The following is a 23,973-nucleotide window of genomic DNA, read 5'->3' on the forward strand; positions in this document are numbered from 1 at the left end:
AGAAAGCCTGCACATGAAAAAGCCCGATTCCGCCCTCCCCGCCACGCCGACCGTCCAGGTCATTGAACGGATGTTCACGCTGCTTGAAATCCTGGCGAATCGCGAGGAAGCGCTGTCACTCAAGGAAATYAGCGAAAAATCGGGCCTCCATCCTTCCACAGCGCACCGCATCCTGAACGACCTGGCCACCGGCCGCTTTGTCGATCGCCCGGCCGCCGGCAGCTACCGTCTGGGCATGCGCCTGCTGGAACTGGGCAACCTCGTCAAGGCGCGCCTGGATGTGCGGGACGCCGCGCTGATCCCCATGCGCGAGCTGCATAAGATCACCCAGCAACCGGTGAACCTGAGCATGCGCCAGGGCGACGAAATCGTTTATGTGGAGCGCGCCTACAGCGAGCGATCCGGCATGCAGGTGGTGCGCGCCATCGGTGGCCGCGCACCGCTGCATTTGACGTCCGTCGGCAAGCTGTTCCTGGCTTTTGACGATCCCCAGCGCCTGCGCACCTATGCGACGCGAACCGGGCTTTCGGGGCAGACGCGCAACAGCATCACCCAATTACCGGTGCTCGAACGCGAGCTTTCCAAGGCACGGCAGTACGGCATCGCGCGCGACAACGAAGAGCTGGAACTCGGGGTGCGCTGCATGGCCGCAGGGATTTACGACGACCAGAACAAGCTGGTGGCGGGCTTGTCGATTTCAGCGCCGGCGGACCGGCTTGATGAGCACTGGCTGCCCAAGCTGCAGGCAACGGCCAATGAGATTTCAGCGGCGCTGGGCTACAGGCCCAAATAAAACCCGACTGCTTTTTGAGCGCGGCCGCAAGGGCCAACAATCAACCGTTCGCCTGCTTGGCGGAGGCGCTGACGTTGAGCTTGGGCTCGGTGGCCACGGGGTTGGACTCCACCCAGCGGCGCACACGCTCTGCGTCGCCCAGGCGGCTGAGCTTGCCGGCGGAATCCAGGAACACCATGATCAGCTTGCGACCGGCGATCTTGGTCTGCATGACCAGGCATTGGCCGGCTTCGGAGATGTAGCCTGTTTTCTGCAGGCCGATGTCCCACTCGGGATTCTTCACGAGGCGGTTGGTGTTGTTGTACTGCAGCGTGCGGCTGCCGACTGCGACCTGGTAACCGGTGGAGGTCGACAGCTCGCGCAGCATGGGGTCGCCGTGTGCGGCATTGACCAATGTCGCAAGGTCCTGCGCGCTCGACTGGTTGCGGCTGGACAGGCCGGTGGGCTCGACATAGCTGGTGTCGGTCATGCCCAGCATCTTGGCCTTGGCATTCATCAGGCTCACGAAGGTGCCCATGCCGCCGGGATAGGTGCGGCCCAGGGCGTGCGCCGCACGGTTTTCGCTGGACATCAGGGCCAGGTGAAGCAGTTCACCGCGGGTCAGCGTGGTGCCGACCTTGAGGCGCGAGCTGCTGCCCTTTTCGGTGTCCACGTCATCCTGCGTGATGGTGATCAGTTCGTCCATAGGCAACTTGGCGCCGCTGACAATGACACCGGTCATCAGTTTGGTGAGGGATGCAATCGGCAATACAGCATGGTCGTTTTTGCTGAACAGCACTTCACGTGTGTCCTGGTCGATCACCAGCGCGACGCTGGACTTGAGCTCAAGAGGATCCTGCGAGCCGTGCAAACCAGCAATCTGACCAAACGAAGGTTTGGCGGGAATGGACGCGCGAATGATGCTTCTGCGTTTTGTACCTGCAACAAAACGTACGCTCTTGCGCGTGGAGACAATTTTTTTGGAGGCGGACGCTTTGGACGAAGCGTGCTGCTTTTTGACAATGGTGTTTTTAGCGGTCGCCGCATTGGCGGCGGGCACTGCAAAGGCGGCTATCAGAGCCACGAATCCAACGATTTTTAATGCGCGATTGAAAATCTGATGAGACATGGTGAATATYGCCTGCGTGGGGATTGCAATGGGTGGGATGGCTGGAGTGTATACAAATAGAAAAAGTCACGCAATATCAAAAACTTGCGTGACTTTCCTAAAAACACACTCACTTGTGCGATTTTTAACGCTCAAAGCCCTATCCGCACTCAGACCCAACGCTAAGTCGTTGAATATAAATGATTTTATTTTCCGACTTGTTACATTATCCCTGCGCGGCAACCCGGTCGGCTTTACTTTGGAGTTTGTTCAAGGCGCTCAAATAGGCTTTGGCGGACGCCACCACGATGTCTGGGTCGGCGCCCACGCCGTTGACCACCCGCCCGCTGTTCTGCAGGCGCACCGTCACTTCCCCCTGGCTTTCCGTCGACCCGCTGATGGCGTTCACGGAGTAAAGCACCATCTCTGCACCGCTTTTGACGTGTGATTCGATGGCTTTGAGGGAGGCGTCCACGGGACCGTTGCCGTCGGACTCGCCTTTGACTTCCTTGCCGGCCACCGTGAACACGACGCTGGCCTGGGGGCGCTCGCCGGTTTCGCTGTGCTGCGACAAGGACACAAAGCCGTATTGCTCGTTGTCGTGGGAAGCGCTTTCATCGCTGGCCAGCGCCARGATGTCTTCGTCRAARATKTCGCTCTTGCGGTCAGCGAGTTCCTTGAACTTGGCGAAGGCGTTGTTGACGTCCGCCTCGCTTTCCATGGCGACACCGAGCTCCAGCAGGCGTTGCTTGAAGGCATTGCGCCCGCTCAGCTTGCCCAGCACGATCTTGTTGGCGSTCCAGCCCACGTCYTCSGCGCGCATGATTTCRTAGGTGTCRCGCGCCTTGAGCACGCCGTCCTGGTGRATGCCKGAYGCRTGCGCRAASGCATTSGCSCCSACCACSGCCTTGTTSGGCTGCACSACAAARCCGGTGGTCTGGCTCACCATGCGGCTGGCGGCCAGGATGTGCTGCGTGTCTATGCCCAGGTCAAGGCCGAAATAATCCTTGCGGGTCTTGACGGCCATCACCACTTCTTCCAGCGAGCAGTTGCCGGCACGCTCGCCCAGGCCGTTGATGGTGCAYTCCACCTGSCGYGCSCCGCCGATYTTCACGCCSGCCAGCGAGTTSGCGACCGCCATGCCCAGGTCGTTGTGGCAATGCACCGACCAGACGGCCTTGTCGCTGTTGGGGATGCGTTCACGCAGGTCCTTGATGAAGTTGCCGTAGAGCTCGGGGATGGCGTAGCCCACGGTGTCGGGCACGTTGATGGTGGTGGCACCTTCCTTGATCACGGCTTCCAGCACACGGCACAGGAAGTCCGGATCGGAGCGATAACCGTCTTCAGGGCTGAACTCGATGTCACCCATCAAGTTTTTGGCAAAGCGCACCGAGAGCTTGGCCTGCTCGAATACCTGGTCGGGCGTCATGCGCAGCTTCTTTTCCATGTGCAGCGCGCTGGTCGCCAGAAAGAGGTGCAGACGCCCGGAGGCTGCCGGCTTCAAGGCCTCGGCGGCGCGGGAAATGTCCCTGTCGTTGGCGCGGGCCAGCGAGCAGACGGTGGAGTCCTTGATGACCTCCGAAATGGCTTTTACGCATTCGAAGTCGCCGTTGGAACTGGCGGCAAAGCCGGCCTCGATCACGTCGACCTTCAGGCGCTCCAGCTGGCGTGCGATCCGCAGCTTTTCATCCCGTGTCATGGAGGCACCRGGCGAYTGCTCRCCGTCGCGCARRGTGGTGTCGAAAATAATSAGTTTGTCGGTCATGGTGGGCTCCTGAAGAATTTTTAGCTGGACGAGGCCAAAGCGGCGCGAGATGTATTTTCGCCGGAAGGAACGCGCATTTGCGCACGCTGCCATCCGGACAGGATTGCCTTCAAAGACGCAGAGACGATATTCGCGTCCATGCCGACGCCAAATACCGTATACCGTTCGTCAATGCGCAGCTCAAGGTAGGCCACAGCGCGGGCATCGGCCCCCGAGCCCAGGGCGTGCTCATGGTARTCCAGCACGCGTACCGTCGTGCCCAGCGCGGCGTTCAAGCCATTCACAAAGGCCTCGATGGGCCCCGCGCCCTGCCCCGTAATTTGTTGCGTTGCGCCGGCCATTTGCACCTGCGCTGTCAAGGCCACGCCATCCGCCGACACGGCTTGCTGCACCTGAGGTGCCGCAATGCTGGCCAAACCGTATTCCTCTTCGAACAGCCGCCACAAGTCTTGCGCCGTCAACTCCTTGCCCGCGTTGTCCATGACGGCTTGCACGGCCTGGCTGAACTCGATCTGCAGGCGGCGCGGTAATTCGAGGCCGTATTCGCTTTCCAGCAAATACGCGATGCCGCCCTTGCCCGACTGGCTGTTGACGCGAATCACCGCCTCATAGCTGCGGCCCAGGTCTTTGGGGTCAATGGGCAGATAGGGGACCGCCCAGGCGGCATTCTCTTTTTGAACGGCGAAAGCTTTTTTGATGGCGTCCTGGTGCGTGCCTGAAAAGGAGGTATAGACCAGCTCGCCGACATAGGGATGGCGCGGGTGAACCGGCAGCTGGTTGCAATGCTCCACCGTGCGGCGGATCTCGTCGATATTGGAGAAGTCAAGATTGGGCGCCACGCCCTGGGTGTACAGGTTGAGTGCCACGTTGACGATGTCGAGATTGCCGGTGCGTTCACCGTTGCCGAACAGACAGCCTTCTACGCGCTGTGCGCCGGCCATCAACGCCAATTCAGCCGCTGCCACACCGGTACCGCGATCATTGTGGGGATGTACCGACAACACCACAGCATCTCGCCTCGCGATGTGCCGATGCATCCACTCGATCATGTCGGCAAAAACGTTGGGCGTTGAATGCTCCACCGTGGTTGGCAGGTTGATGATGCAAGGGTGGTCGGCCGTGGGCTGCCACACTTCGGTGACGGCATCGACCACACGCCTGGAAAATGCCAACTCCGTGCCGGAAAAGTGTTCGGGCGAATACTGGAAAGTCCACTGCGTGCCGGGCTGAGCATGCGCCAGATCCTGAATCAGCCGCGCATGGCTGGTGGCCAACTCGACGATCTGGTCCGGATTCATTCCCAGGACTACCTCCCGCATCAAGGGCGAGGTGGCGTTGTACAAATGCACGATCACTCGCCTGGCGCCCACCACCGCTTCCATCGTGCGCCGTATCAAGGGCTCCTTGGCGGGCGTCATCACCTGGAGCGTGACATCGTCGGGAACCATGTCGTTGTCGATCAGGTGGCGTACGAAATCGAACTCAACCTGCGATGCAGCCGGAAAACCAACCTCGATCTCCTTGAAACCGATCCGCAGCAACTGTCCGTACATCCGCAGCTTGCGCGCAATGTCCATAGGCTCAATCAGCGCCTGGTTGCCGTCGCGCAGGTCGGTGCTGAGCCAGACAGGCGCTTGTGTCAGAACAGCGTCGGGCCAGGTGCGGCCTTGCAAGGCAATGGGTGCGAAAGCGGGGTACTTGCTGCTGGGTTGCTTCAACATGGTTTTCCTCTCGAATCAAAAACCAGCAACCCCAAGAAAAAACGGCCCGTTGCTGGTGCAAACGGGCCGTTGAATCAGGTGTACGCGTGCGCTACCGTCTCCGCCCGTTGGCAGATAGCAGTAGTGCTAGCGAAATTCGTTTCATCCGGTCAATGTACCACAATTATTTGTGGAGGCCGCGCTCGTCCGGCTCGTCGGTGGAGGTCGAGATCACACTGGTCTGCTGGCCCTTGGCCTTGCGCCAGCCATACAGCACATAGCCCGAAAAGCCATAAAGAACGAACAGGCCGAACATGACGGTCGGCGGATGGATGTTGATGACGGCGATCCCGAGCGCAATCAGCACGATGGCCGCGAAAGGCACGCTGCGTTTCATCTGCACGTCCTTGAAACTGTAGAACGGCACGTTGGTGACCATGGTGAGGCCCGCATAAAGCGTAAGGCCGAAGGTGACCCAGCGTACCTCCATTCCGCTGATACCGGCGTCGGTCATCAACCAGATAAACCCGGCCACCAAAGCCGCCGCCGCGGGCGACGGCAGGCCCTGGAAGAAACGCTTGTCAACTACTGCCGTGTTCACGTTGAAACGGGCTAGGCGCAGCGCGGCACAGGCGCAGTACACAAATGCGCCTATCCAGCCCCAGCGCCCCAGGCTGGTCAGGGCCCAGACGTAGGCGATCAGGGCCGGCGCGGCGCCGAAAGACACCATGTCCGAGAGCGAATCCATCTGCTCGCCGAAAGCACTTTGCGTATTGGTCATGCGGGCCACACGTCCGTCCAGGCTGTCGAGCACCATGGCGCAAAACACGCCGATGGCGGCCTGGTCGAAGCGCCCATTCATGGCCATCACGATGGCGTAGAACCCGCCAAACAGGGCGGCCAGCGTAAACAGGTTCGGCAATATGTAAATGCCCTTGCGGCGCTTGCGTACCATCACCGTCGGATTGTTGCCCGCGGACTCTTCGCCATCATGCATAAAAATACTCCTGAAGCACAACTGGTGCGCGCAATCAGCTATTAAATTCATAGCATCCGAGGACACCACCGAGGAGCCGGTCCGCCCCGCCTGGGGCAGGCAATTGCCGGCTCAAGGCGCCAAGGATACCAAGATCGGCACCACAAAATGGCCGCGCGGCGCGAATCACTCTCGAATTTGCTCCCGTCAGTAAAAAAGCCGCGCAGGAAGTTTGCGCGGCTTTTTGCAGGACAAGGCCCCTGACGGGCGCCTACATCAGTTGCGGGTCTGGTCAACCAGCTTGTTTTTGGCGATCCAGGGCATCATGGCACGGAGTTTTTCGCCCACGATTTCAATCTGGTGCTCGGAATTCAAGCGGCGGCGGCTCAGCAGGGTTGGTGCGCCGGCCTGGTTTTCCACCAGGAAGCTCTTGGCGTATTCACCGGTCTGGATGTCTTTCAGGCACTTGCGCATGGCGTCCTTCGTGGCCGAAGTCACAATGTTGGGGCCCGTCACATACTCACCGTACTCGGCGTTGTTCGAGATCGAGTAGTTCATGTTGGCGATGCCGCCTTCATAGATCAGGTCGACGATCAGCTTGAGTTCGTGCAGGCATTCAAAGTACGCCATTTCAGGCGCGTAGCCGGCTTCCACCAGCGTTTCGAAGCCGGCCTTGATCAGCTCGACGGTGCCGCCGCACAGAACAGCCTGCTCGCCGAACAGGTCGGTTTCGGTCTCTTCGCGGAAGTTGGTTTCAATGATGCCGGCTTTGCCGCCGCCATTGGCCATGGCGTAGCTCAGGGCCAGGTCGCGGGCCTTGCCGGACTTGTCCTGGTGCACGGCGACCAGGTGAGGCACACCGCCGCCCTGGGCATAGGTGTTGCGCACCGTGTGGCCGGGAGCCTTTGGAGCAACCATCCAGACGTCGAGGTCGGCGCGGGGAATCACGGCGCCGTAGTGCACGTTGAAACCGTGGGCGAACACCAGGGAAGCGCCCTGCTTGATGTTGGGGGCCACGTCGTTCTTGTAGACCGCGCCGATCTGCTCGTCGGGCAGCAGGATCATGACCACGTCGGCGGCTTTGACCGCGTCAGCGACTTCGGCGACCTTCAGGCCGGCCTTTTCGACCTTGGGCCAGGAAGCGCCGCCCTTGCGCAGGCCGACGACCACTTTCACGCCGCTGTCGTTCAGGTTTTGCGCATGGGCATGGCCCTGGCTGCCGTAGCCGATGATGGCGACTGTCTTGCCCTTGATCAGGCTCAAATCACAATCTTTGTCGTAAAAAACTTTCATTTTTCTCTCCAGAATAGGTATTGGCGAAAATGCCCTTCGACAGGCTCAGGGCGAACGGTAAACGCATATCGCCACTCAAAATCCGTTCGCGTTGAGCCTGTCGAAACGCGCGCACGGACGACTTAAATCACACCCGCAAAATCCGCTCGCCGCGGCCGATGCCGCTGGAGCCGGTTCGCACCGTCTCCAGGATTGCGCTGCGGTCTATGGCCTCCAGGAAAGCATCGTTTTTGGACTGGTCGCCGGTCAGCTCTATGGTGTAGCTTTTCTCGGTGACGTCGATGATGCGCCCGCGGAATATATCAGCCATGCGCTTCATCTCTTCGCGCTCCTTGCCGACAGCGCGCACCTTGACCATCATGAGCTCTCGCTCGGTGTAGGCGCCCTCGGTCAGGTCGACCACCTTGACCACTTCGATCAGGCGGTTCAGGTGCTTGGTGATCTGCTCGATGACGTCGTCGGAGCCCGTGGTCTGTATCGTCATGCGCGACAGGCTCGGATCCTCGGTCGGTGCGACGGTCAGGCTTTCGATGTTGTAGCCGCGCGCCGAAAACAGGCCGACCACGCGGGAAAGAGCGCCCGGCTCGTTTTCCAGCAAAACTGCAATGATGTGTTTCATAAGAAGATTCCTCTTTTCGCCGCCCTCCCCTGCGCACGGTAATGCGCAGGCTCGGCGGGCAATAGATTCGTCAGGTGACGGTGAATGAATGGGTGTGCGGCGGCCTGAGACTTAGAGGTCTTCCGACCCCAGCAGCATCTCGGTAATGCCCTTGCCGGCTTGCACCATCGGGAACACGTTTTCGGTCGGGTCCGTGCGGAAGTCCATGAACACCGTGCGGTCCTTGAGCTTGCGCGCCTCGCGCAACGCCGGTTCCACGTCCTGCGGCTTTTCGATCAGCATGCCGACGTGCCCATAAGCCTCGGCCAGTTTCACGAAATTGGGCAGCGCGTCCATGTAGCTGCTGCTGTAGCGGCCCGCGTATTCGACTTCCTGCCACTGGCGCACCATGCCCAGGTAGCGGTTGTTCAGCGACACGATCTTGATCGGCGTGTTGTACTGCAGGCAGGTGGAAAGCTCTTGGATGYWCATCTGCACCGAGCCTTCGCCCGTGATRCAGAACACTTCCGAGTCGGGCTTGGCCAGCTTGATGCCCATGGCATAGGGAATGCCGACACCCATGGTGCCCAGACCGCCCGAATTGATCCATCGGCGCGGCTCGTCGAACTTGTAGTACTGGGCGGCCCACATCTGATGCTGGCCCACGTCCGACGTGATGTAGGTGTYGGCGTCCTTGGTGAGATTCCACAGGGTCTCGACCACGTGCTGGGGCTTGATGACGTCGCCCTTGCCCATGCTGTATTTCATGCAGTCGCGCTTGCGCCAGCCTTCGATCGTGTCCCACCAGCCGCCCAGCGCGTTGGCGTCAGGCTTGAGGCCGGACTCCTTGATCATGCTGATCAGCTCGGTCAGCACGTCCTTGACGTCGCCCACGATGGGAATGTCGACCCGCACGCGCTTGGAAATGCTGGAAGGGTCGATATCGATGTGGATGATCTTGCGTTCGTTCTGCGCGAAATGCTTGGGGTTGCCGATCACACGATCGTCAAAGCGCGCGCCGACGGCCAGCAACACATCGCAATTCTGCATSGCRTTGTTGGCTTCSAYCGTGCCGTGCATGCCCAGCATGCCGAGGAACTTCTTGTCGCTGGCSGGGTAAGCGCCCAGGCCCATCAGSGTGTTGGTGCAGGGATAGCCCAGCATGTCGACCAGCGTGCGCAACTCCTGCGAGGCATTGCTGAGCAGCACGCCGCCGCCGGTGTAGATGTATGGACGCTTGGCCGCCAGCAGCAGCTGCAGGGCCTTGCGAATCTGCCCGCCGTGGCCTTTGCGAACCGGGTTGTACGAGCGCATCTCCACGGTTTGCGGGTAGCCGCTGTAGGGAACCTTGTTGAAGGACACGTCTTTCGGAATATCCACGACCACGGGGCCGGGCCGGCCGCTGCGGGCGATGTGGAAAGCCTTCTTCAGGGTGTCGGCCATCTGCCGCGCGTCCTTGACGAGAAAGTTGTGCTTCACGATGGGCCGGGTGATCCCGACCGTGTCGCATTCCTGGAAGGCATCCAGGCCAATGGCGTGGGTGGGGACCTGTCCGGTGATGATCACCATCGGGATGCTGTCCATGTAGGCCGTCGCGATGCCGGTGACCGCGTTGGTCACGCCAGGTCCGGAAGTGACGAGGGCCACGCCCACGTCGCCGGTGGCACGGGCATAGCCGTCCGCAGCGTGCACGGCCGCCTGTTCGTGGCGCACCAGGATGTGCTGGATCGAGTCCTGCTTGTAGAAGGCGTCGTAAATGTGAAGGACCGCACCACCGGGATAGCCCCAGACGTACTTGACACCTTCAGCCTGAAGCGACTTGATGAGGATTTCCGCGCCGCGGAGTTCCTGGGAATTTGTGTGTGCAGACGCTGCTGCCGCGGAAGCGATTTCCGCCTTGGAGATTTCCATGATGAACCTTTGTGAATTTCTCTAACGAAATACCTTGGGTGCCTCTTCGCCTACTCTTGTGAAGCGGCGTCGAGACTTGAGGCCAGAACCATAAGCGGAAACATAAACCGCCGAGTCATGACCCGTTTGCCTTTTGAATTGCAGGGCATATTATGACATTTCGCGTTGCGCAATGGCCGCAAGGCCCCAAAAAGGGCCAGCCAACACCGGCCATGATGCGATAATTTTCCTGCGGCATCCCAGGATGCATGCTGATCGGCACAGGCCCCGCGAAGACCGCGGCCATCCTGCAGCGCTGGACGAACCGGAACCCCACACCGTTGGCAACTGAACAAGAACTCTCGGATTTCCTGAAAAACGTTGAAAAACGGGCTTTCAAGCGCAGCATTTATCACGTCCGGGACGAAGAAGCTGCTCTCGATATCGTTCAGGACAGCATGATGAAGCTGGCGCAGCACTACGGCGACAAGCCCGCCGCCGAGCTGCCCATGCTGTTCCAGCGCATCCTGGCCAACACCACGCTGGACTGGTTTCGCCGCCGCAAGACCCGCAACGCGCTTTTTTCCAATATGAGCGACTTCGAATCGTCCGGCGAAGACGGAGATTTCGATCTTCTGGAAACTTTAGAGACCCTGACCAACTCAGAGGGTACAGAGAGCGCCCAGGATGCCACGGAGCGGGCGCAAATATTGCATGAGATCGAGCTGCAGGTAAAGGAATTGCCGGGCCGTCAACGGGAAGCCTTTCTGATGCGTTACTGGGAGGAAATGGACGTCGCTGAAACAGCAGCCGCCATGGGCTGTTCAGAGGGTAGTGTCAAAACGCACTGTTCACGCGCAGTTCACGCTCTCAGCAAAGCCCTGAGCGCCAAAGGTATAAAACTATGACTAATTCACTACAAAAAAGAGCCGCCATCCTCCAGGACCGCTTTGGCCTGAAAACCGTCTCCTACCTGTCCGCAGGTGCGGCGGATCTGCCTTACGACATTTCCGAGCGCTTGCGCGCCGCACGGTTCCAGGCTGTCTCCAGCCGCAAGATCGCAAAAGCCGAAACCGCCGGCGGTGTCGTCGGCAACGGCGCCAGCGCGGCCCTTACCTGGGGCTCCGACGACGGACTGAGCTGGTGGGCACGCATTGGTTCGGTGTTACCGCTTGTTGCGCTGGTCGTGGGGCTGCTGGTCATCAATTCGATCCAGAACGACAACCGCGCCCAGGAGTTGGCAGAAGTCGACGTGGCGCTGCTCACCGACGAACTCCCACCCGCGGCCTTTGCCGACCCCGGTTTTGTCCAGTACCTCAAAGTGACTCGCCAAGCCCCTACGGTCCAATGAGCCGCCCAGCAGCCGCCCGACTCACCCCCCTGCCTCTTGACCCGTCGACCCGGTTGAAGTTGCAATGGCTGTCGCTTGGGCTCGTGACAGTCGCCCTGCTGGCGCTGCCGGTTTTCAGTTTTGCCCAGGCGGCTAAGCCCGCAGCCGTCGCTAGTACCGCTGGCGCCGCCAAATCGGCCGCCAGYGCGCCTGCCAAAATCACCGTCTCCAAGCCTACCTGGGCTGAGCTCAGCCCCATGCAGCAAAAGGCGCTCGCGCCCCTGGCCTCAAGCTGGAACACCATTAGTGAGCAGCAAAAACGCAAATGGCTGGAAATCTCCAAAAACTACCCTTCGCTGCCCCCTGAAGGACAGGCTAACCTGCACAGCCGCATGAACGAATGGGTCACGCTGAGCCCTCAGCAACGCGCCCAGGCACGGCTGAATTTCGGCAAGACCAAAGAGCTCTCCAAGCAGCTCACGCCTGAAGAGAAAAAAGCCAAATGGGAAACCTACCAGGCCCTCAGCCCAGAAGAAAAACAGAAGCTGGCGGCCAAGGCCAGCCCCAAGCCCGCCGGAGCCGCGACCGCCGTCAAGCCGGTGGCGCCCCAGAAGCTGGCGCCCGTTCCGCCGCACCCGGTCAAGGCCAGCAGCAAGGCTGCGCCTAAAATCAATGCTTCCACCCCGGCGGCAGCCGCCCCCGCGGCATTGCCTGCCAGCGGCCCAGGCGCAACGCCCCAGCGTTGACATACCGCCGGCGGGCAAGCCGGCCGGATTTATTGGCCGCTCCGGCAGTCCCCTGCCAGCGAGCACTGAAGAGCAATACATTTGACAGCCACCGATACCCCCTCAATACCGTCCATCCCCAGGCGCATGGCTTGCTGGATGTACGAAGGCATGCTGATGTTCGGCGTGGTTTTCCTGGCCGGCTACCTCTTCAGCACCTTGAGCCAGACCCGCAACGCCCTGGACAACCGCCATGCGCTACAGGCTTTCGTATTTGTGATCTTCGGCATCTATTTCGTCTGGTTCTGGGCAAAAGGCCAGACCTTGGCGATGAAAACCTGGAACATCCGCGTGGTTGACGTCCACGGCGCCCCCATCTCCCAGAAGCGCGCCCTGCTGCGCTATGTGCTGAGCTGGTTATGGTTCCTGCCGCCGCTGGCCGTCAGCTGGATGCTGGCGCTGCCGGGCCGCGAAGGCGCCGTGCTGGCGCTGGGCTGGGTCGCCATCTGGGCGATCCTGGCGCGCTTTCATCCGCAAAAGCAGTTCTGGCACGATGCCTGGGCCGGTACCCGGCTGATCACCTGGGCGGCGCCTGAAAAGCCCCGCCGCAAGGAAAAATCGAAAGCCACAGCCAGCAGTGATGTGGCCGAGCAGCCCTAACATCAACATGCCATAAAGCTGCGCGACAATCGCCCCATGCCCGAACAAGTCCCGCTTTCCGCCTCCGCGCCAGCCTCCGCCAATACCGCCGCCCCGATCTCCCTCGATGAGCCGGTCAATCCCCAGAAACACCGCAGGGGCCTGAGCCGCGTCTGGCACGCCACGGGCTATTCCATCGCCGGCCTGCGCGCCGGCTGGCACGAAACCGCGTTTCGCCAGGAAGCCATTGCCTCCATCGTGCTGATTCCCGCCGCCTTCTGGCTGGGCCGCAACTGGGTGGAGACCGTGCTGCTGGCCGGCACGGTCATTCTCATCATGATCGTGGAGCTGCTCAACACCGGCATCGAAACCGCCATAGACCGCATAGGCCCCGAGTGGCACGACCTTTCCAAGCGCGCCAAGGACATGGGCAGCGCCGCCGTCCTGCTCAGCCTGCTGCTGTGCGCAGGCACCTGGGCCCTGGCGCTCTTTCAACGATTTTCAGCATGAACAACGACAGCACCGCAGTGACAGAAACCGCCAAGCCCGCCTTCTCCCTTTGCGTTTATTGCGGTTCCCGCCCGGGCGCCAATCCCGAATTTGCCGCGATTGCGGCCCTCGTCGGCACCTGGATAGGCACCCACGGCGGGCAACTGGTCTACGGCGGCGGCCGCAACGGCCTCATGGGCATCCTGGCCGATGCCGCACTCGCGGCGGGCGCGCGGGTCGTGGGCGTGATCCCCAAGGCGCTGGTCGAAAAGGAATGGGCCCACACCGGCTGCACCGAGCTACACATCGTGGAGAACATGCACGAACGCAAACGCATCATGGCCGAGAAGGCAGATGCCTTCCTGGCCCTGCCGGGCGGCATAGGCACGCTGGAAGAGTTTTTTGAAGTCTGGACCTGGCGCCAGCTCGGTTACCACGACAAGCCGGTCGGCCTGCTCAACATGGGCGGCTACTACGACAGCTTGCTGGCCTTCCTGGCCTCATCGGTCAAAGCCGGCTTCATGAACGATTGGCTGATGGACCTGATACGCACCGGCAGCGAGGCGGAGCCCCTGCTCGAAACCCTGGTGCAGGCAGCCGGAACGACGCCAACTGCAACGCGCCTCGACCAGATTTAAACGGCTCTCAGACTGCCGCTTCGTCCTCTTCCCCCGTACGGATACGCACCACGCGTTCCACGCTGGTGATGAAAATCTTGCCGTCGCCGATCTTGCCGGTGCGCGCCGCTCGCACGATGGCATCCACGCAGCGCTCCACATCCTCGGTTTTCACGACGACTTCGACCTTGACCTTGGGCAGGAAGTCGACCACGTATTCCGCGCCGCGGTACAGCTCGGTGTGGCCCTTCTGGCGGCCGAAGCCCTTGACTTCAGTGACGGTCAGCCCGGTCACGCCGCATTCGGCCAGCGCCTCGCGGACTTCTTCGAGCTTGAAAGGCTTGAGGACGGCGGTAATTTGTTTCACTGAATATCTCCGTTGGTTTTAAATCTCGTCATAAAGCACTTGAAGTCTGCAGGGGGCTCCCCAACCAGCAGGGGCCGCAGGCGCAGCGCCCCCATACGTAAGGAAAAGGGGCAGCGCGCCGCAGGCTCGCAGTGGGGGCCATCACTGTCGAAATTTACTGGTTATAGGATAGCGCCAATCCTTGCCAAAGCTCCTGTGGGTGACCCTGATGCCCACAGGCGCCTGCCGCCGCTTGTATTCGTTGATGCGGATCAGCCGCGCCACTCGCTCCACCACCGCACGGTCAAAACCGGCGGCGATGATGCCTTCGGCGCTCTCGTCGTTTTCCATATAGCGCGACAGGATGGCGTCCAGCACCTCGTAGGGCGGCAGGCTGTCCTGGTCGGTCTGGTCGGGACGTAGCTCGGCGCTGGGCGGGCGCGTGATGATGCGCTCGGGAATCGGGTTGCTGCCGGTGCCATACGGGTCATTGGCATTGCGCCAGCGCGCCAGCCGGAACACCGAGGTCTTGAGCACGTCTTTGATGACCGCGAAGCCACCGGCCATGTCGCCATAAAGCGTGCAATAGCCGGTGGCCATCTCGCTCTTGTTGCCGGTGGTCAGCACGATGGAGCCAAACTTGTTGGACAGCGCCATCAAAAACACCCCGCGTATACGCGCCTGGATGTTTTCCTCGGTCGTGTCTTCCTTCAGGCCCTTGAACTCGCCGGCCAGGGACGCCTTGAAGGCCTCGAACTCGGGCACGATGGAGATCTCGTCGTAGCGCACCTTCACGCGTTCGGCCATCTCGCGCGCATCTTTCCAGGAGATGTCGGCCGTGTAGGGCGAAGGCATCATCACSGCGCGYACCTTGTCCGCGCCCAGCGCATCCACCGCGATCGCCAGCACCAGAGCCGAATCGATACCGCCCGACAGCCCCAGGATGGCGCCCGGAAAGCCGTTCTTGCCCAGGTAGTCGCGCACACCCAGCACCAGCGCGTCCCACAAGTCCGCCTCGTGGCTGCGCTCGGGCGCCGTATCCGCCGTCAAGGTGACGGCATCCCCCGCGCGCTCGGCGCCAATGGCAAACAGCTTCTCCCTGAAACTTTCGGCTCGCCCAGCCAGCGCGCCGTCGGCCTGCAGCGCAAAGGAGCGTCCTTCAAACACGATTTCGTCCTGCCCACCCACCAGGTGGGCATAGACCAGCGGCAACCCGGTGGCCAGGCAGCGGTTTTGCATCATCTGCTCGCGCTCGCCGCCCTTGCCCACATGGAAAGGCGAGGCATTGATGACCACCAGCAGCTCGGCGCCGGCCTCTTTGGCCAGGCGCGCCGGCTCTTCGAACCAGGCGTCTTCGCAGATCAGCAGCCCTATGCTGACGGCTTCGTCGCCCTCCCCGGCCTGGAACACGCAGGTGCCCTGGCCGGGCGTGAAGTAGCGGCGCTCGTCGAACACCTGGTAGTTGGGCAGCTCGCGCTTGGCGTAGCTTTCGATGACACGGCCCTCGCGCAGCACCCGCGCCGCGTTGTGGCGCTGCTGCACTTCCACGCTTTTGGTGCGCAGGCCCTTACCGTTGTCGCCGTGGGTGGGTGTGCCCACCACCACCGTCAGGCCTTTTAACCCGGCCAGCTCGCGGGCCACTTGATTCACGGCATCATCACAGGCCTGGATGAAAGAGGGGCGCAAAAACAGGTCTTCGGCCGCGTAGCYGCAAATCGCCAGCTCGGGCGTCAGCACCAGCCGCACACCGTCCTGGTAGGCGGCGCGGGCCGCCTCGATGATTTTTTGCGCATTGCCCGGCATGTCTCCCACGCAATAGTTCAACTGGGCAACGCAGATTTTGAGTGGCATGTAGAAGTAAAACCCCGAAAAACACGTGAAAAACGACTCAAACGATTATGTCATCCGCGTGCTGGATTCGCCGCTGAAGGTCAATGCATCCGAGTGGAACGCCCTGCTGGCGGCGCAAAGCCCAGGCGAGGCCGCCAACCCCTTCATGCGCCATGAATACCTGGCCGCACTGCACGAAAGCGGCAGCGCCAGCCCAGATACCGGCTGGACGCCCTGCTTCGTCACGCTCTGGCAAGGCGTCACCCTGGCTGGCGCCTGCCCGCTTTACCTCAAGGCCCACTCCTACGGCGAATACGTGTTCGACTGGGCCTGGGCCAATGCCTACCAGCAGCACGGCCTGGACTACTACCCCAAGGCCGTGGCCGCCGTACCCTTCACGCCCGTCCCCGGCGCCCGGCTGCTGGCGCGCAGCGCCGCCGAACGCGTGCTGCTGGTGCAGGCGCTGCTCGCCTGGTGCGGGCAGGAAAAGCTTTCGTCGCTGCACCTGCTGTTTACGGCCGATGAGGACGTGGCCGCCTGCGAAGAAGCCGGCCTGATGCTGCGCCATACGGTCCAATTCCACTGGAAAAACAGCGGCTATCGCGATTTCGACGATTTCCTGACCTCACTCAACCAGGAAAAGCGCAAGAAAATCCGCCAGGAGCGCCGCAAAGTCCACGACGCCGGCATCACCTTCCGCTGGTCACTAGGCAAGGACATCAGCAAGGCCGACTGGGATTTTTTCTACCGCTGCTATGAACGCACTTATTACGAGCACGGCAACGCGCCCTACCTCAGCCGCGATTTCTTCCAGCGCATGCAGGACACCATGCCTGAGAACTGGCTGCTGTTCATCGCCGAACACACGGCCGACGGCGGCAAACCCCGCCCCATTGCGGCCAGCCTGATCGCCGTCAGCGCGTCACCGGCCGGCGCATCGGACACAGCCAATCCTCCGCTGACCGCCTACGGCCGCTACTGGGGCGCCCTGGCCCGCGTCGACTGCCTGCACTTCGAAGCCTGCTATTACCAGCCGCTGGAATGGTGCATCACGCATGGCTACCAGCGCTTTGAGGGCGGCGCGCAGGGCGAGCACAAGATGGCCCGCGCCCTGCTGCCCGTCAAGACCACCAGCGCCCACTGGCTGGCCCATCCCTCTTTCGCCGACGCGGTCGAGCGCTTCCTGGAGCGCGAGGGCGCCGGCATAGAAAGTTATATGGACGACCTGGAACGGCGCAACCCCTTCAGGCGCGCCGCACCGGCCGCTCCAGCTTGAAAAGATACTCCGGTTGCCAGCGCCGCAGGGTCTTTCTCCCATGCGGACGTCCCTCGGGCAAGCGGTGCTATAAATCCCCCAAAGGAGCTTCCCATGAGCAACACGAACCCCGCATTCCAGAGCCAGTACAAGGTCAACCTGGTCGAGTGCCCCACCCTCACCGCCGAACAGCGCGCCGCCGCCGAGTTGCGCTTTCGCATGGCGCTTGAATTCGCCGTGGGAGGGCCGGAATACGTGCTGCCTTCGCTGCAGGCCTACATGCTGGCCCAAACCTTGAACGAAGGCCTGCCGCTGGAGGGGGCGTCCCAGGCGGAAGAGCAGGTCATCGCGCTGTGGCAGAACGCCGAGACCGACGCAATCCTGGCCGCCATGAGGCCGCTGGGCGACAACCTGGACAACGCGCGCTTCGAAATTCTTCCACTCTGAATCCCGGCCCGCCGAAAACCGCACCATGAGCAGCGCCGCCATCCCGCTTTCCAGCACCCCGGCAGACACGGCGCCCGCCGCCAACGACAGCGCCCTTGGCAGCCAACCGCCGCTGGGTCGCCCCCATGCCCGCCGCCTGCGCGAGGTCTACCGCTCCGCCGGCTGGCCCTGCCAGGACCTGCTGGAAATCGAACTGCTCGCCACCGGCATGCTGCAGCGCGTGGCCGGCCCCGCGGGCCATGAGACCTTGCGCGTCACCGATGCGGGCATTGCCTACCTGGCGGCCACGCTGTTGCGCAACCGCTCGGCCCTGTCCAAGCACGAAGCGCTGGTCGAGCAGGTCGCCTGCGAAATGGTGCGCGCCGGCCGCATCACCTGGCGCGGCCTGGGTTTGCGCGCGCAATTGCCGCCGGACACCGAAGGCGGCAAGGCGCGCTGGGGCATAGTCCGGCCCGACGTGTTTTCCATCCGCAACACCACGGTGCAGGAGTACGTCGACCCCATCGTCCATGAGATCAAGGTGCATCGCTCCGACCTGCTGGGCGACCTGCGCCGCCCCGAAAAGCGCGCCGCCTACCTGGACCTGGGCGGCGAATGCTGGTACGTGCTGGGCTGCGATGCCAAGGGCCGGCCCATTGGCGCGGCCGACGAGGTTCCGGCCGAATGCGGCGTGATGTTCATGGAAGGCCAGCGCCTCGTCGTGGCCCGCGCGGCGCCCCGGCGTGCGCGGCAGTCCTTGCCGCTGGGCGTCTGGATGGCGCTGGCCAAGGCAACGCCTGTCGCCGGGCTTACCGAGGATGAGCAAGGGATGCTTGGGGACTGCGAAGCTTGAACGCAATCACAGTCGTACGCTGAGCCCGGCGCGACACGCTCAGCTACGGCAAACCCTAGTGCCGCGCCCACGCCCGCTCGGTTAAGGTCTCCCCACGGAGACAATAACCATGAAATCCCTGACCGGCCTGGACGCGACCTTTCTCTACCTCGAAACCCCTGAAATGCCCATGCATGTGGGCTCGCTCAATCTGTGCGAATTGCCGGCGGGCTTCAAAGGCAGCTTCCACAAGGCCGTCAAAACCCACATCGGCAAACGCATGCACCTGGCGCCGGTGTTCAGCCGCAAGCTGGTGTTCATGCCACTGGACCTGGGCCACCCGCTCTGGGTGGAGGCCGATTCGGTCGACATCGATTTCCACATCCGCCGGGCCGACTCCACCAAAAAAGGCGCGGCCCCCATGACGCTGGCCGAGGTGCACAAGCTCTGCGCCCAGTTGCACGGCGAGGTCATAGACCGCGACTACCCGCTTTGGGAGTTCTATATCTTCGACCGCATCCAGTTGCCCGAATCCCAGGGCGGCGGCATCGTGGCGGGCTTTTTCTCCAAGATCCACCATGCCGCGCTCGACGGCAAGGGCGGCGTCATGCTGGCCAATGCCATGCTGGACCTGAGCCCGACGCCGCGCGAGGTGGCGCCTCCCGATCCCGAACGGCGCCGCAAGCTGGAGTCCGACCTCAAGCTGGGCAAGATGATCGGCTCGGTGTTTTCCAGCTCGCTGGGCCAGCTGGCCAAGGTCGCCAAGTCGCTGCCCGCCGCGGCCAGCACCTTCGGCAGCACGTTGGCCAAACAGTCCATGGGCAGCTCGGCCACCGGCGTCAAGCCCAAGATGCCCATGAAACTGGCGCCGCCCACGCCCTTCAACGCGGGCATAGGCACCGGCCGCGTGTTCGTCACCGCCACCATCCCGCTGGGCGAGACCAAGGCCATGGGCAAGGCGGTGGGCGGCTCGTTCAACGACATGGTGCTATGGATCTGCTCGACCGCACTGCGCAACTATCTCACGCAGCACCACAGCCTGCCGAAAAAATCGCTGGTAGCCGCCATGCCGGTGTCGCTGCGCGAAGCCGGCGCCACCGATGCCAGCAACCTGGGCAACCAGGTCAGCATGAGCCTGGTTGAACTCGGCACGCACCTGGCGCATCCGCTCAAGCGCATGAACGCCATCATGGCCTCCACCGCCAAGGTCAAGACCTCCATGCAAAGCCTCAAGGGCCTGCTGCCGACCGACTACCCTTCGCTGCTGGCGCCCTGGCTGGTAGGGGGCGCCGCCAAAATGGCGCTCAATGCCTACGGCAAAAGCGGCATGGCCAGCCGGTTGCCTATGGTCGCCAACCTGGCGATTTCCAACGTGCCGGGCCCACCCGTGCCTCTGTACCTGGCCGGCGCGAAATTTTTGACCTTCCATCCGCTGTCCATCATCCTGCACGGCCTGGCACTCAACATCACCATCCAGACCTACGCCGGCCATGTGGATTTCGGCATCATTGCCGACAAGAAGGCGCTGCCGCATGCCAAGGACCTGGCCAAGGCGATCGAGGATGCCTTCACCGAGGCGCAGTCCTTGATGGCCGACGCGCCGCCAGCCGCTGTTGCGCCTCAAAAAACCGCAAGGCCCGCGACGAAAAAGACCACCCGCAAGGCGGTCCCGGTAAAAACCCGCAAGACCGCTGTCACGAACGTGACGAAATCCCGCGCGAAGCCGCCAAAGTTAGAGGCGCCTCCCTCTGTAAACAAGCGTAAGCGCCTCCATACTGTTTGAGTCAGAACTCCAAAAGACAATCAATGCCCAACGCCATGGCAAGCCCGTCATCCAAGCGAAATTCTTCCGCCTTTCAAGACTCCCAAAAACCAGCCCCGCATGATGTTCCGCCCAGCGCCTGGCTGCTCGCACTCGAGTTGCGCGCATTCTGGGAATTCGGCGCCCTGCTGCCCGCCTGGCCGCTGCTGGCCCGCGCGCCGCGCGGCGACAGCCATGCCGTCATGGTGTTCCCCGGCCTCTCGGCCAACGACGCCACCACCGTGCCGCTGCGCCACTACCTGCAATCGCTCAACTACAAACCCTGGGGCTGGGAACAGGGTTTTAACTTCGGCCCGCGCGCCGGTGTGCTCGAAGAGGCCCGCGACAGCCTCATCCGCACGTTTGAGGCCACGGGCCGCAAAGTCAGCCTGATCGGCTGGAGCCTGGGCGGCGTCTATGCGCGCGAGCTGGCCAAGGAAATGCCGGACAAGGTGCGCTGCGTGATCACGCTGGGCACGCCCTTCGCGGGCTCGCACAAGGCCACCAATGCCTGGCGCATTTATGAACTTACCAGCGGCCGCAGCGTGGAGCGCGAATCCGACAACTACGACCTGCCCGCCGCCCCGCCCGTGCCCACCACCAGCATCTATTCACGCAGCGACGGCGTGGTGGCCTGGCAGGCCAGCATCCAGGCGCCCAGCGCCGCCAATCCGCAAACCGAGAACATCGAGGTGCTGGCCAGCCACATCGGCATGGGCGTGAACCCCAGCGCCTGGTGGGCCGTGGCCGACCGGCTGGCCCAGCCCGAAGGCCAATGGAAGCCCTTCGCGCGCGAGGACAAGGGCCGGCTCCACGGCCTGGTCTATCCGGAGCCGGCGCAAGGAACTTAAAACCGCGCCGCTGGAATAAAAAAAGCGCCTGCAGGAAAACCTGCAGGCGCTTTTTTTGTTCAACCCGGAAGGGTCTGGGTCTTAGGCCTTGGCGTAGTTGGCGATGCCGTCSRTGATTTCCTTCTKGGCSGMSTCYGGGCCTTCCCAGCCYWGCACCTTGACCCACTTGCCTTCTTCCAGGTCCTTGTAGTGTTCAAAGAAATGGGAGATGGTCTTCAGGCGCAGCGGGTTCATGTCTTCGGGCTTTTGCCATTGGGTGTAGAGCGAGCATTTCTTGTCGATGGGCACGGCCAGCACCTTGCCGTCTTCGCCGGCTTCGTCTTCCATCTTCAGGATGCCGATGGCGCGGCAGGTCACCACCACGCCGGGGATCAGCGGCACCGGCGTGATCACCAGCACGTCGACCGGGTCGCCGTCGCCGCTGATGGTCTTGGGCACATAACCGTAGTTGGTCGGGTAGTGCATGGACGTGCTCATGAAGCGGTCCACAAAAATCGCGCCGGACTCCTTGTCCACCTCGTATTTCACCGGGTCGGCGTTCATCGGGATTTCGATGATCACGTTAAAGGATTCGGGAACGTTTTTACCGGGAGAAACTTTATCGAGGGACATGGTCGCTTGAGGTTTGTGTTGAAGGGAAAGAAATGAAATGAAAGGCTTCACACCACGTGAATAAGCGCTTGGCGGCGCCAGGAGTAATAACTAGCGGCTACCTGCAGCTCGGTATTTACCCTCATTTTACTGATTCGAGGCTGACGCATCGCGAACTTGTCATGTTTTCGCGTTAAATTTCGCGAGTTGGCCAATCGACCTTGTCTCCATACGTGACACAGGCAACGAGGAAGCAACGCAGCGGGGGCACCGCTAGCGTGGCACCCCCTCCAAGCGAAAAACAACGTAGGAGAATTTCAATGTCAGCTATGACAGGCAACTCGGCGCTCATTCTTGCGCTGGTCTGCGGACTGATCGCCGTCGGGTACGGCATCTGGGCACGCAGCTGGATTCTTTCCCAGGACGCAGGCAATGCGCGTATGCAGGAGATTGCAGCCGCCATCCAGACCGGCGCTGCCGCTTACCTTGCGCGGCAATACAAAACCATCGCCATCGTCGGCGTCGTCCTCACGGTGCTCATCGGCTTCTTCCTTGACGGCAAGACCGCCGCCGGCTTCGTGGTCGGCGCGGTGCTCTCGGGCGCCTGCGGCTTTATCGGCATGAACGTCTCGGTGCGCGCCAACGTGCGCACCGCGCAAGCCGCCACCAAGGGCATAGGCCCCGCCCTGGACGTCGCCTTCCGCGGCGGCGCCATCACCGGCATGCTGGTGGTGGGCCTGGGACTGCTGGGCGTGACCGGTTTTTACTGGTTTCTGGTGGGCAACGGCAACTACACACCTGACCTGAAGCTGGCCAACCTGCTGAATCCGCTGATCGGCTTTGCCTTCGGCTCCTCGCTGATCTCCATCTTCGCCCGGCTGGGCGGCGGCATCTTCACCAAGGGCGCCGACGTCGGCGCCGACCTGGTGGGCAAGGTCGAGGCCGGCATCCCCGAAGACGACCCGCGCAACCCGGCGGTGATTGCCGACAATGTCGGCGACAACGTGGGCGACTGCGCCGGCATGGCCGCCGACCTGTTTGAAACCTACGCGGTCACGCTGATCGCCACCATGGTGCTGGGCGCCCTGTTGCTGTCCAGCGCGGGCGCCACCGCCGCGGTGTATCCGCTGGCGCTGGGCGGCGTGTCCATCATCGCCTCCATCATCGGCTGCTTCTTCGTCAAGGCCTCGCCCGGCATGAAGAACGTGATGCCGGCCCTCTACAAGGGCCTGGCGATCGCCGGCGTGCTGTCGCTCATCGCCTTTTTCTTCGTCACCAAGTGGCTGATGCCCGATGACGCCGTGACGGCCACCGGCACCCAGATGCGCCTGTTCGGCGCCTGCGCGGTCGGCCTGGTCCTGACCGGCGCACTCTGCTGGGTGACCGAGTACTACACCGGCACGCAATACAAACCCGTGCAGCACATCGCGCAAGCCTCCACCACCGGCCACGGCACCAACATCATTGCCGGCCTGGGCGTGTCCATGCGCTCCACCGCATGGCCGGTGATTTTTGTCTGTATCGCCATCCTGACGGCTTACGGGCTCGCGGGCCTCTACGGCATTGCGATTGCCGCCACCTCCATGCTGAGCATGGCCGGCATCGTGGTCGCGCTGGACGCCTACGGCCCCATCACCGACAACGCCGGCGGCATCGCTGAAATGGCCGAACTGCCCAGCAGCGTGCGCGACATCACCGACCCGCTGGACGCCGTGGGCAACACCACCAAGGCGGTGACCAAGGGCTATGCCATCGGCTCCGCCGGCCTGGCCGCGCTGGTGCTATTCGCCGACTACACGCACAAGCTCGAAGCCTATGGCAACGTGATCAGCTTCGACCTGAGCAATCCCAAGGTCATCGTCGGCCTCTTCATAGGCGGCCTGATTCCCTACCTCTTCGGCGCCATGGCCATGGAGGCCGTGGGCCGCGCAGCCGGCGCCGTGGTGGTCGAAGTGCGCCGCCAGTTCCGCGACATCAAGGGCATCATGGACGGCACGGGCAAGCCCGAGTACGACACCGCCGTCGACATGCTGACCACGGCSGCCATCAARGAAATGATGATCCCSTCGCTGCTGCCYGTGGTSGTRCCCATCGTGGTCGGCCTGGCGCTCGGCCCGCAAGCCCTGGGCGGCCTGCTGA

The 23,973-nt window shown here is 62.3% G+C and carries 23 protein-coding genes; 13 read left to right on the top strand and 10 right to left on the bottom strand.

Translation table 11 applies throughout. From position 1 onward, the window contains the following. Nucleotides 1–13 precede the first annotated feature (13 nt). Nucleotides 14–793, top strand: coding sequence for an IclR family transcriptional regulator (locus tag AC1D1Y_RS20530; protein WP_436154868.1), 780 nt, complete (start codon nucleotides 14–16; stop codon nucleotides 791–793). A 40-nt stretch (nucleotides 794–833) separates the two neighbouring features. Here AC1D1Y_RS20530 and pbpG read toward each other — a convergent pair whose 3' ends face one another. The 7 genes from pbpG to AC1D1Y_RS20565 all read right to left on the bottom strand — a co-directional run bounded on the left by pbpG (nucleotide 834) and on the right by AC1D1Y_RS20565 (nucleotide 10,123). Beyond that, the gene (gene pbpG, locus AC1D1Y_RS20535) at nucleotides 834–1,901 is read right to left on the bottom strand and encodes a D-alanyl-D-alanine endopeptidase (protein ID WP_477683967.1); all 1,068 of its coding nucleotides are present in this window, start codon (nucleotides 1,899–1,901) and stop codon (nucleotides 834–836) included. Between the two features lie 205 nt (nucleotides 1,902–2,106). Continuing rightward, nucleotides 2,107–3,645 carry a 2-isopropylmalate synthase gene (locus tag AC1D1Y_RS20540; RefSeq protein ID WP_477683968.1) on the bottom strand — a complete coding sequence of 513 codons (1,539 nt, stop codon included), beginning with the start codon at nucleotides 3,643–3,645 and terminating at the stop codon, nucleotides 2,107–2,109. 20 nt (nucleotides 3,646–3,665) lie between these two features. Then, nucleotides 3,666–5,366, bottom strand: a complete 1,701-nt coding sequence (leuA, locus tag AC1D1Y_RS20545; RefSeq protein WP_477683969.1) for a 2-isopropylmalate synthase — start codon at nucleotides 5,364–5,366, stop codon at nucleotides 3,666–3,668. A gap of 163 nt (nucleotides 5,367–5,529) precedes the next feature. Beyond that, nucleotides 5,530–6,342: a CDP-diacylglycerol--serine O-phosphatidyltransferase gene (gene pssA / locus AC1D1Y_RS20550; protein WP_477683970.1), complete on the bottom strand. Its 813-nt coding sequence runs from the start codon at nucleotides 6,340–6,342 to the stop codon at nucleotides 5,530–5,532. Nucleotides 6,343–6,597: 255 nt separating this feature from the next. After that, the gene (gene ilvC / locus AC1D1Y_RS20555; RefSeq protein ID WP_477651608.1) at nucleotides 6,598–7,614 is read right to left on the bottom strand and encodes a ketol-acid reductoisomerase; all 1,017 of its coding nucleotides are present in this window, start codon (nucleotides 7,612–7,614) and stop codon (nucleotides 6,598–6,600) included. Between the two features lie 127 nt (nucleotides 7,615–7,741). Next, on the bottom strand, nucleotides 7,742–8,233 hold the full coding sequence (ilvN, locus tag AC1D1Y_RS20560) for an acetolactate synthase small subunit (RefSeq protein ID WP_007869681.1): 492 nt from the start codon (nucleotides 8,231–8,233) through the stop codon (nucleotides 7,742–7,744). 111 nt (nucleotides 8,234–8,344) lie between these two features. Next, on the bottom strand, nucleotides 8,345–10,123 hold the full coding sequence (locus AC1D1Y_RS20565; protein ID WP_477683971.1) for an acetolactate synthase 3 catalytic subunit: 1,779 nt from the start codon (nucleotides 10,121–10,123) through the stop codon (nucleotides 8,345–8,347). A 320-nt stretch (nucleotides 10,124–10,443) separates the two neighbouring features. Here AC1D1Y_RS20565 and AC1D1Y_RS20570 point away from each other — a divergent pair, with 320 nt between their 5' ends. From AC1D1Y_RS20570 to AC1D1Y_RS20595, 6 genes are all read left to right on the top strand, one after another. Beyond that, complete coding sequence (locus AC1D1Y_RS20570; RefSeq protein WP_477652237.1) at nucleotides 10,444–11,010, top strand: RNA polymerase sigma factor; 567 nt, start codon at nucleotides 10,444–10,446, stop codon at nucleotides 11,008–11,010. Beyond that, on the top strand, nucleotides 11,007–11,453 hold the full coding sequence (locus AC1D1Y_RS20575; RefSeq protein ID WP_477683972.1) for a DUF3619 family protein: 447 nt from the start codon (nucleotides 11,007–11,009) through the stop codon (nucleotides 11,451–11,453). The genes AC1D1Y_RS20570 and AC1D1Y_RS20575 overlap by 4 nt, the downstream gene beginning before the upstream one ends. An 83-nt stretch (nucleotides 11,454–11,536) precedes the next feature. After that, entirely contained in the window at nucleotides 11,537–12,178 is a 642-nt protein-coding gene (locus AC1D1Y_RS20580; protein ID WP_477683973.1) for a DUF3106 domain-containing protein, read from the top strand. A gap of 81 nt (nucleotides 12,179–12,259) precedes the next feature. Continuing rightward, nucleotides 12,260–12,817, top strand: a complete 558-nt coding sequence (locus AC1D1Y_RS20585; protein ID WP_477683974.1) for an RDD family protein — start codon at nucleotides 12,260–12,262, stop codon at nucleotides 12,815–12,817. A gap of 36 nt (nucleotides 12,818–12,853) precedes the next feature. Further along, entirely contained in the window at nucleotides 12,854–13,306 is a 453-nt protein-coding gene (locus tag AC1D1Y_RS20590; protein WP_477683975.1) for a diacylglycerol kinase, read from the top strand. Next, nucleotides 13,303–13,923 carry an LOG family protein gene (locus AC1D1Y_RS20595; RefSeq protein WP_477683976.1) on the top strand — a complete coding sequence of 207 codons (621 nt, stop codon included), beginning with the start codon at nucleotides 13,303–13,305 and terminating at the stop codon, nucleotides 13,921–13,923. Before AC1D1Y_RS20590 ends, AC1D1Y_RS20595 begins: the two co-directional genes overlap by 4 nt. 7 nt (nucleotides 13,924–13,930) lie before the next feature. Here AC1D1Y_RS20595 and AC1D1Y_RS20600 read toward each other — a convergent pair whose 3' ends face one another. Then, a complete protein-coding gene (locus AC1D1Y_RS20600; RefSeq protein WP_007869659.1) occupies nucleotides 13,931–14,269 on the bottom strand; it encodes a P-II family nitrogen regulator in 339 nt (112 codons plus the stop codon). 141 nt (nucleotides 14,270–14,410) lie between these two features. Next, the gene (locus AC1D1Y_RS20605; protein WP_477683977.1) at nucleotides 14,411–16,099 is read right to left on the bottom strand and encodes an NAD+ synthase; all 1,689 of its coding nucleotides are present in this window, start codon (nucleotides 16,097–16,099) and stop codon (nucleotides 14,411–14,413) included. A gap of 25 nt (nucleotides 16,100–16,124) precedes the next feature. Here AC1D1Y_RS20605 and AC1D1Y_RS20610 point away from each other — a divergent pair, with 25 nt between their 5' ends. The 5 genes from AC1D1Y_RS20610 (at nucleotide 16,125) to AC1D1Y_RS20630 (ending at nucleotide 21,243) form a co-directional block, all read left to right on the top strand. Further along, the gene (locus AC1D1Y_RS20610; protein WP_477683978.1) at nucleotides 16,125–17,354 is read left to right on the top strand and encodes a GNAT family N-acetyltransferase; all 1,230 of its coding nucleotides are present in this window, start codon (nucleotides 16,125–16,127) and stop codon (nucleotides 17,352–17,354) included. 93 nt (nucleotides 17,355–17,447) lie between these two features. Continuing rightward, nucleotides 17,448–17,780, top strand: a complete 333-nt coding sequence (locus AC1D1Y_RS20615) for a hypothetical protein (RefSeq protein WP_477683979.1) — start codon at nucleotides 17,448–17,450, stop codon at nucleotides 17,778–17,780. 25 nt (nucleotides 17,781–17,805) lie between these two features. Further along, nucleotides 17,806–18,612, top strand: coding sequence for a hypothetical protein (locus AC1D1Y_RS20620; protein ID WP_477683980.1), 807 nt, complete (start codon nucleotides 17,806–17,808; stop codon nucleotides 18,610–18,612). Between the two features lie 109 nt (nucleotides 18,613–18,721). Further along, nucleotides 18,722–20,374 carry a wax ester/triacylglycerol synthase family O-acyltransferase gene (locus tag AC1D1Y_RS20625; RefSeq protein WP_477683981.1) on the top strand — a complete coding sequence of 551 codons (1,653 nt, stop codon included), beginning with the start codon at nucleotides 18,722–18,724 and terminating at the stop codon, nucleotides 20,372–20,374. Between the two features lie 35 nt (nucleotides 20,375–20,409). Beyond that, the gene (locus AC1D1Y_RS20630; protein ID WP_477683982.1) at nucleotides 20,410–21,243 is read left to right on the top strand and encodes an alpha/beta hydrolase; all 834 of its coding nucleotides are present in this window, start codon (nucleotides 20,410–20,412) and stop codon (nucleotides 21,241–21,243) included. An 81-nt stretch (nucleotides 21,244–21,324) separates the two neighbouring features. Here AC1D1Y_RS20630 and ppa read toward each other — a convergent pair whose 3' ends face one another. After that, nucleotides 21,325–21,855, bottom strand: coding sequence for an inorganic diphosphatase (gene ppa, locus AC1D1Y_RS20635; RefSeq protein ID WP_477683983.1), 531 nt, complete (start codon nucleotides 21,853–21,855; stop codon nucleotides 21,325–21,327). Between the two features lie 308 nt (nucleotides 21,856–22,163). On the opposite strand from ppa, the gene AC1D1Y_RS20640 reads away from it, so the two are divergent. Continuing rightward, nucleotides 22,164–23,973 (top strand): sodium-translocating pyrophosphatase (locus AC1D1Y_RS20640; protein WP_477683984.1); only part of this gene is annotated, 1,810 nt, incomplete at its 3' end.

It is taken from the genome of Polaromonas sp. P1_G1 (genome assembly GCF_056405595.1).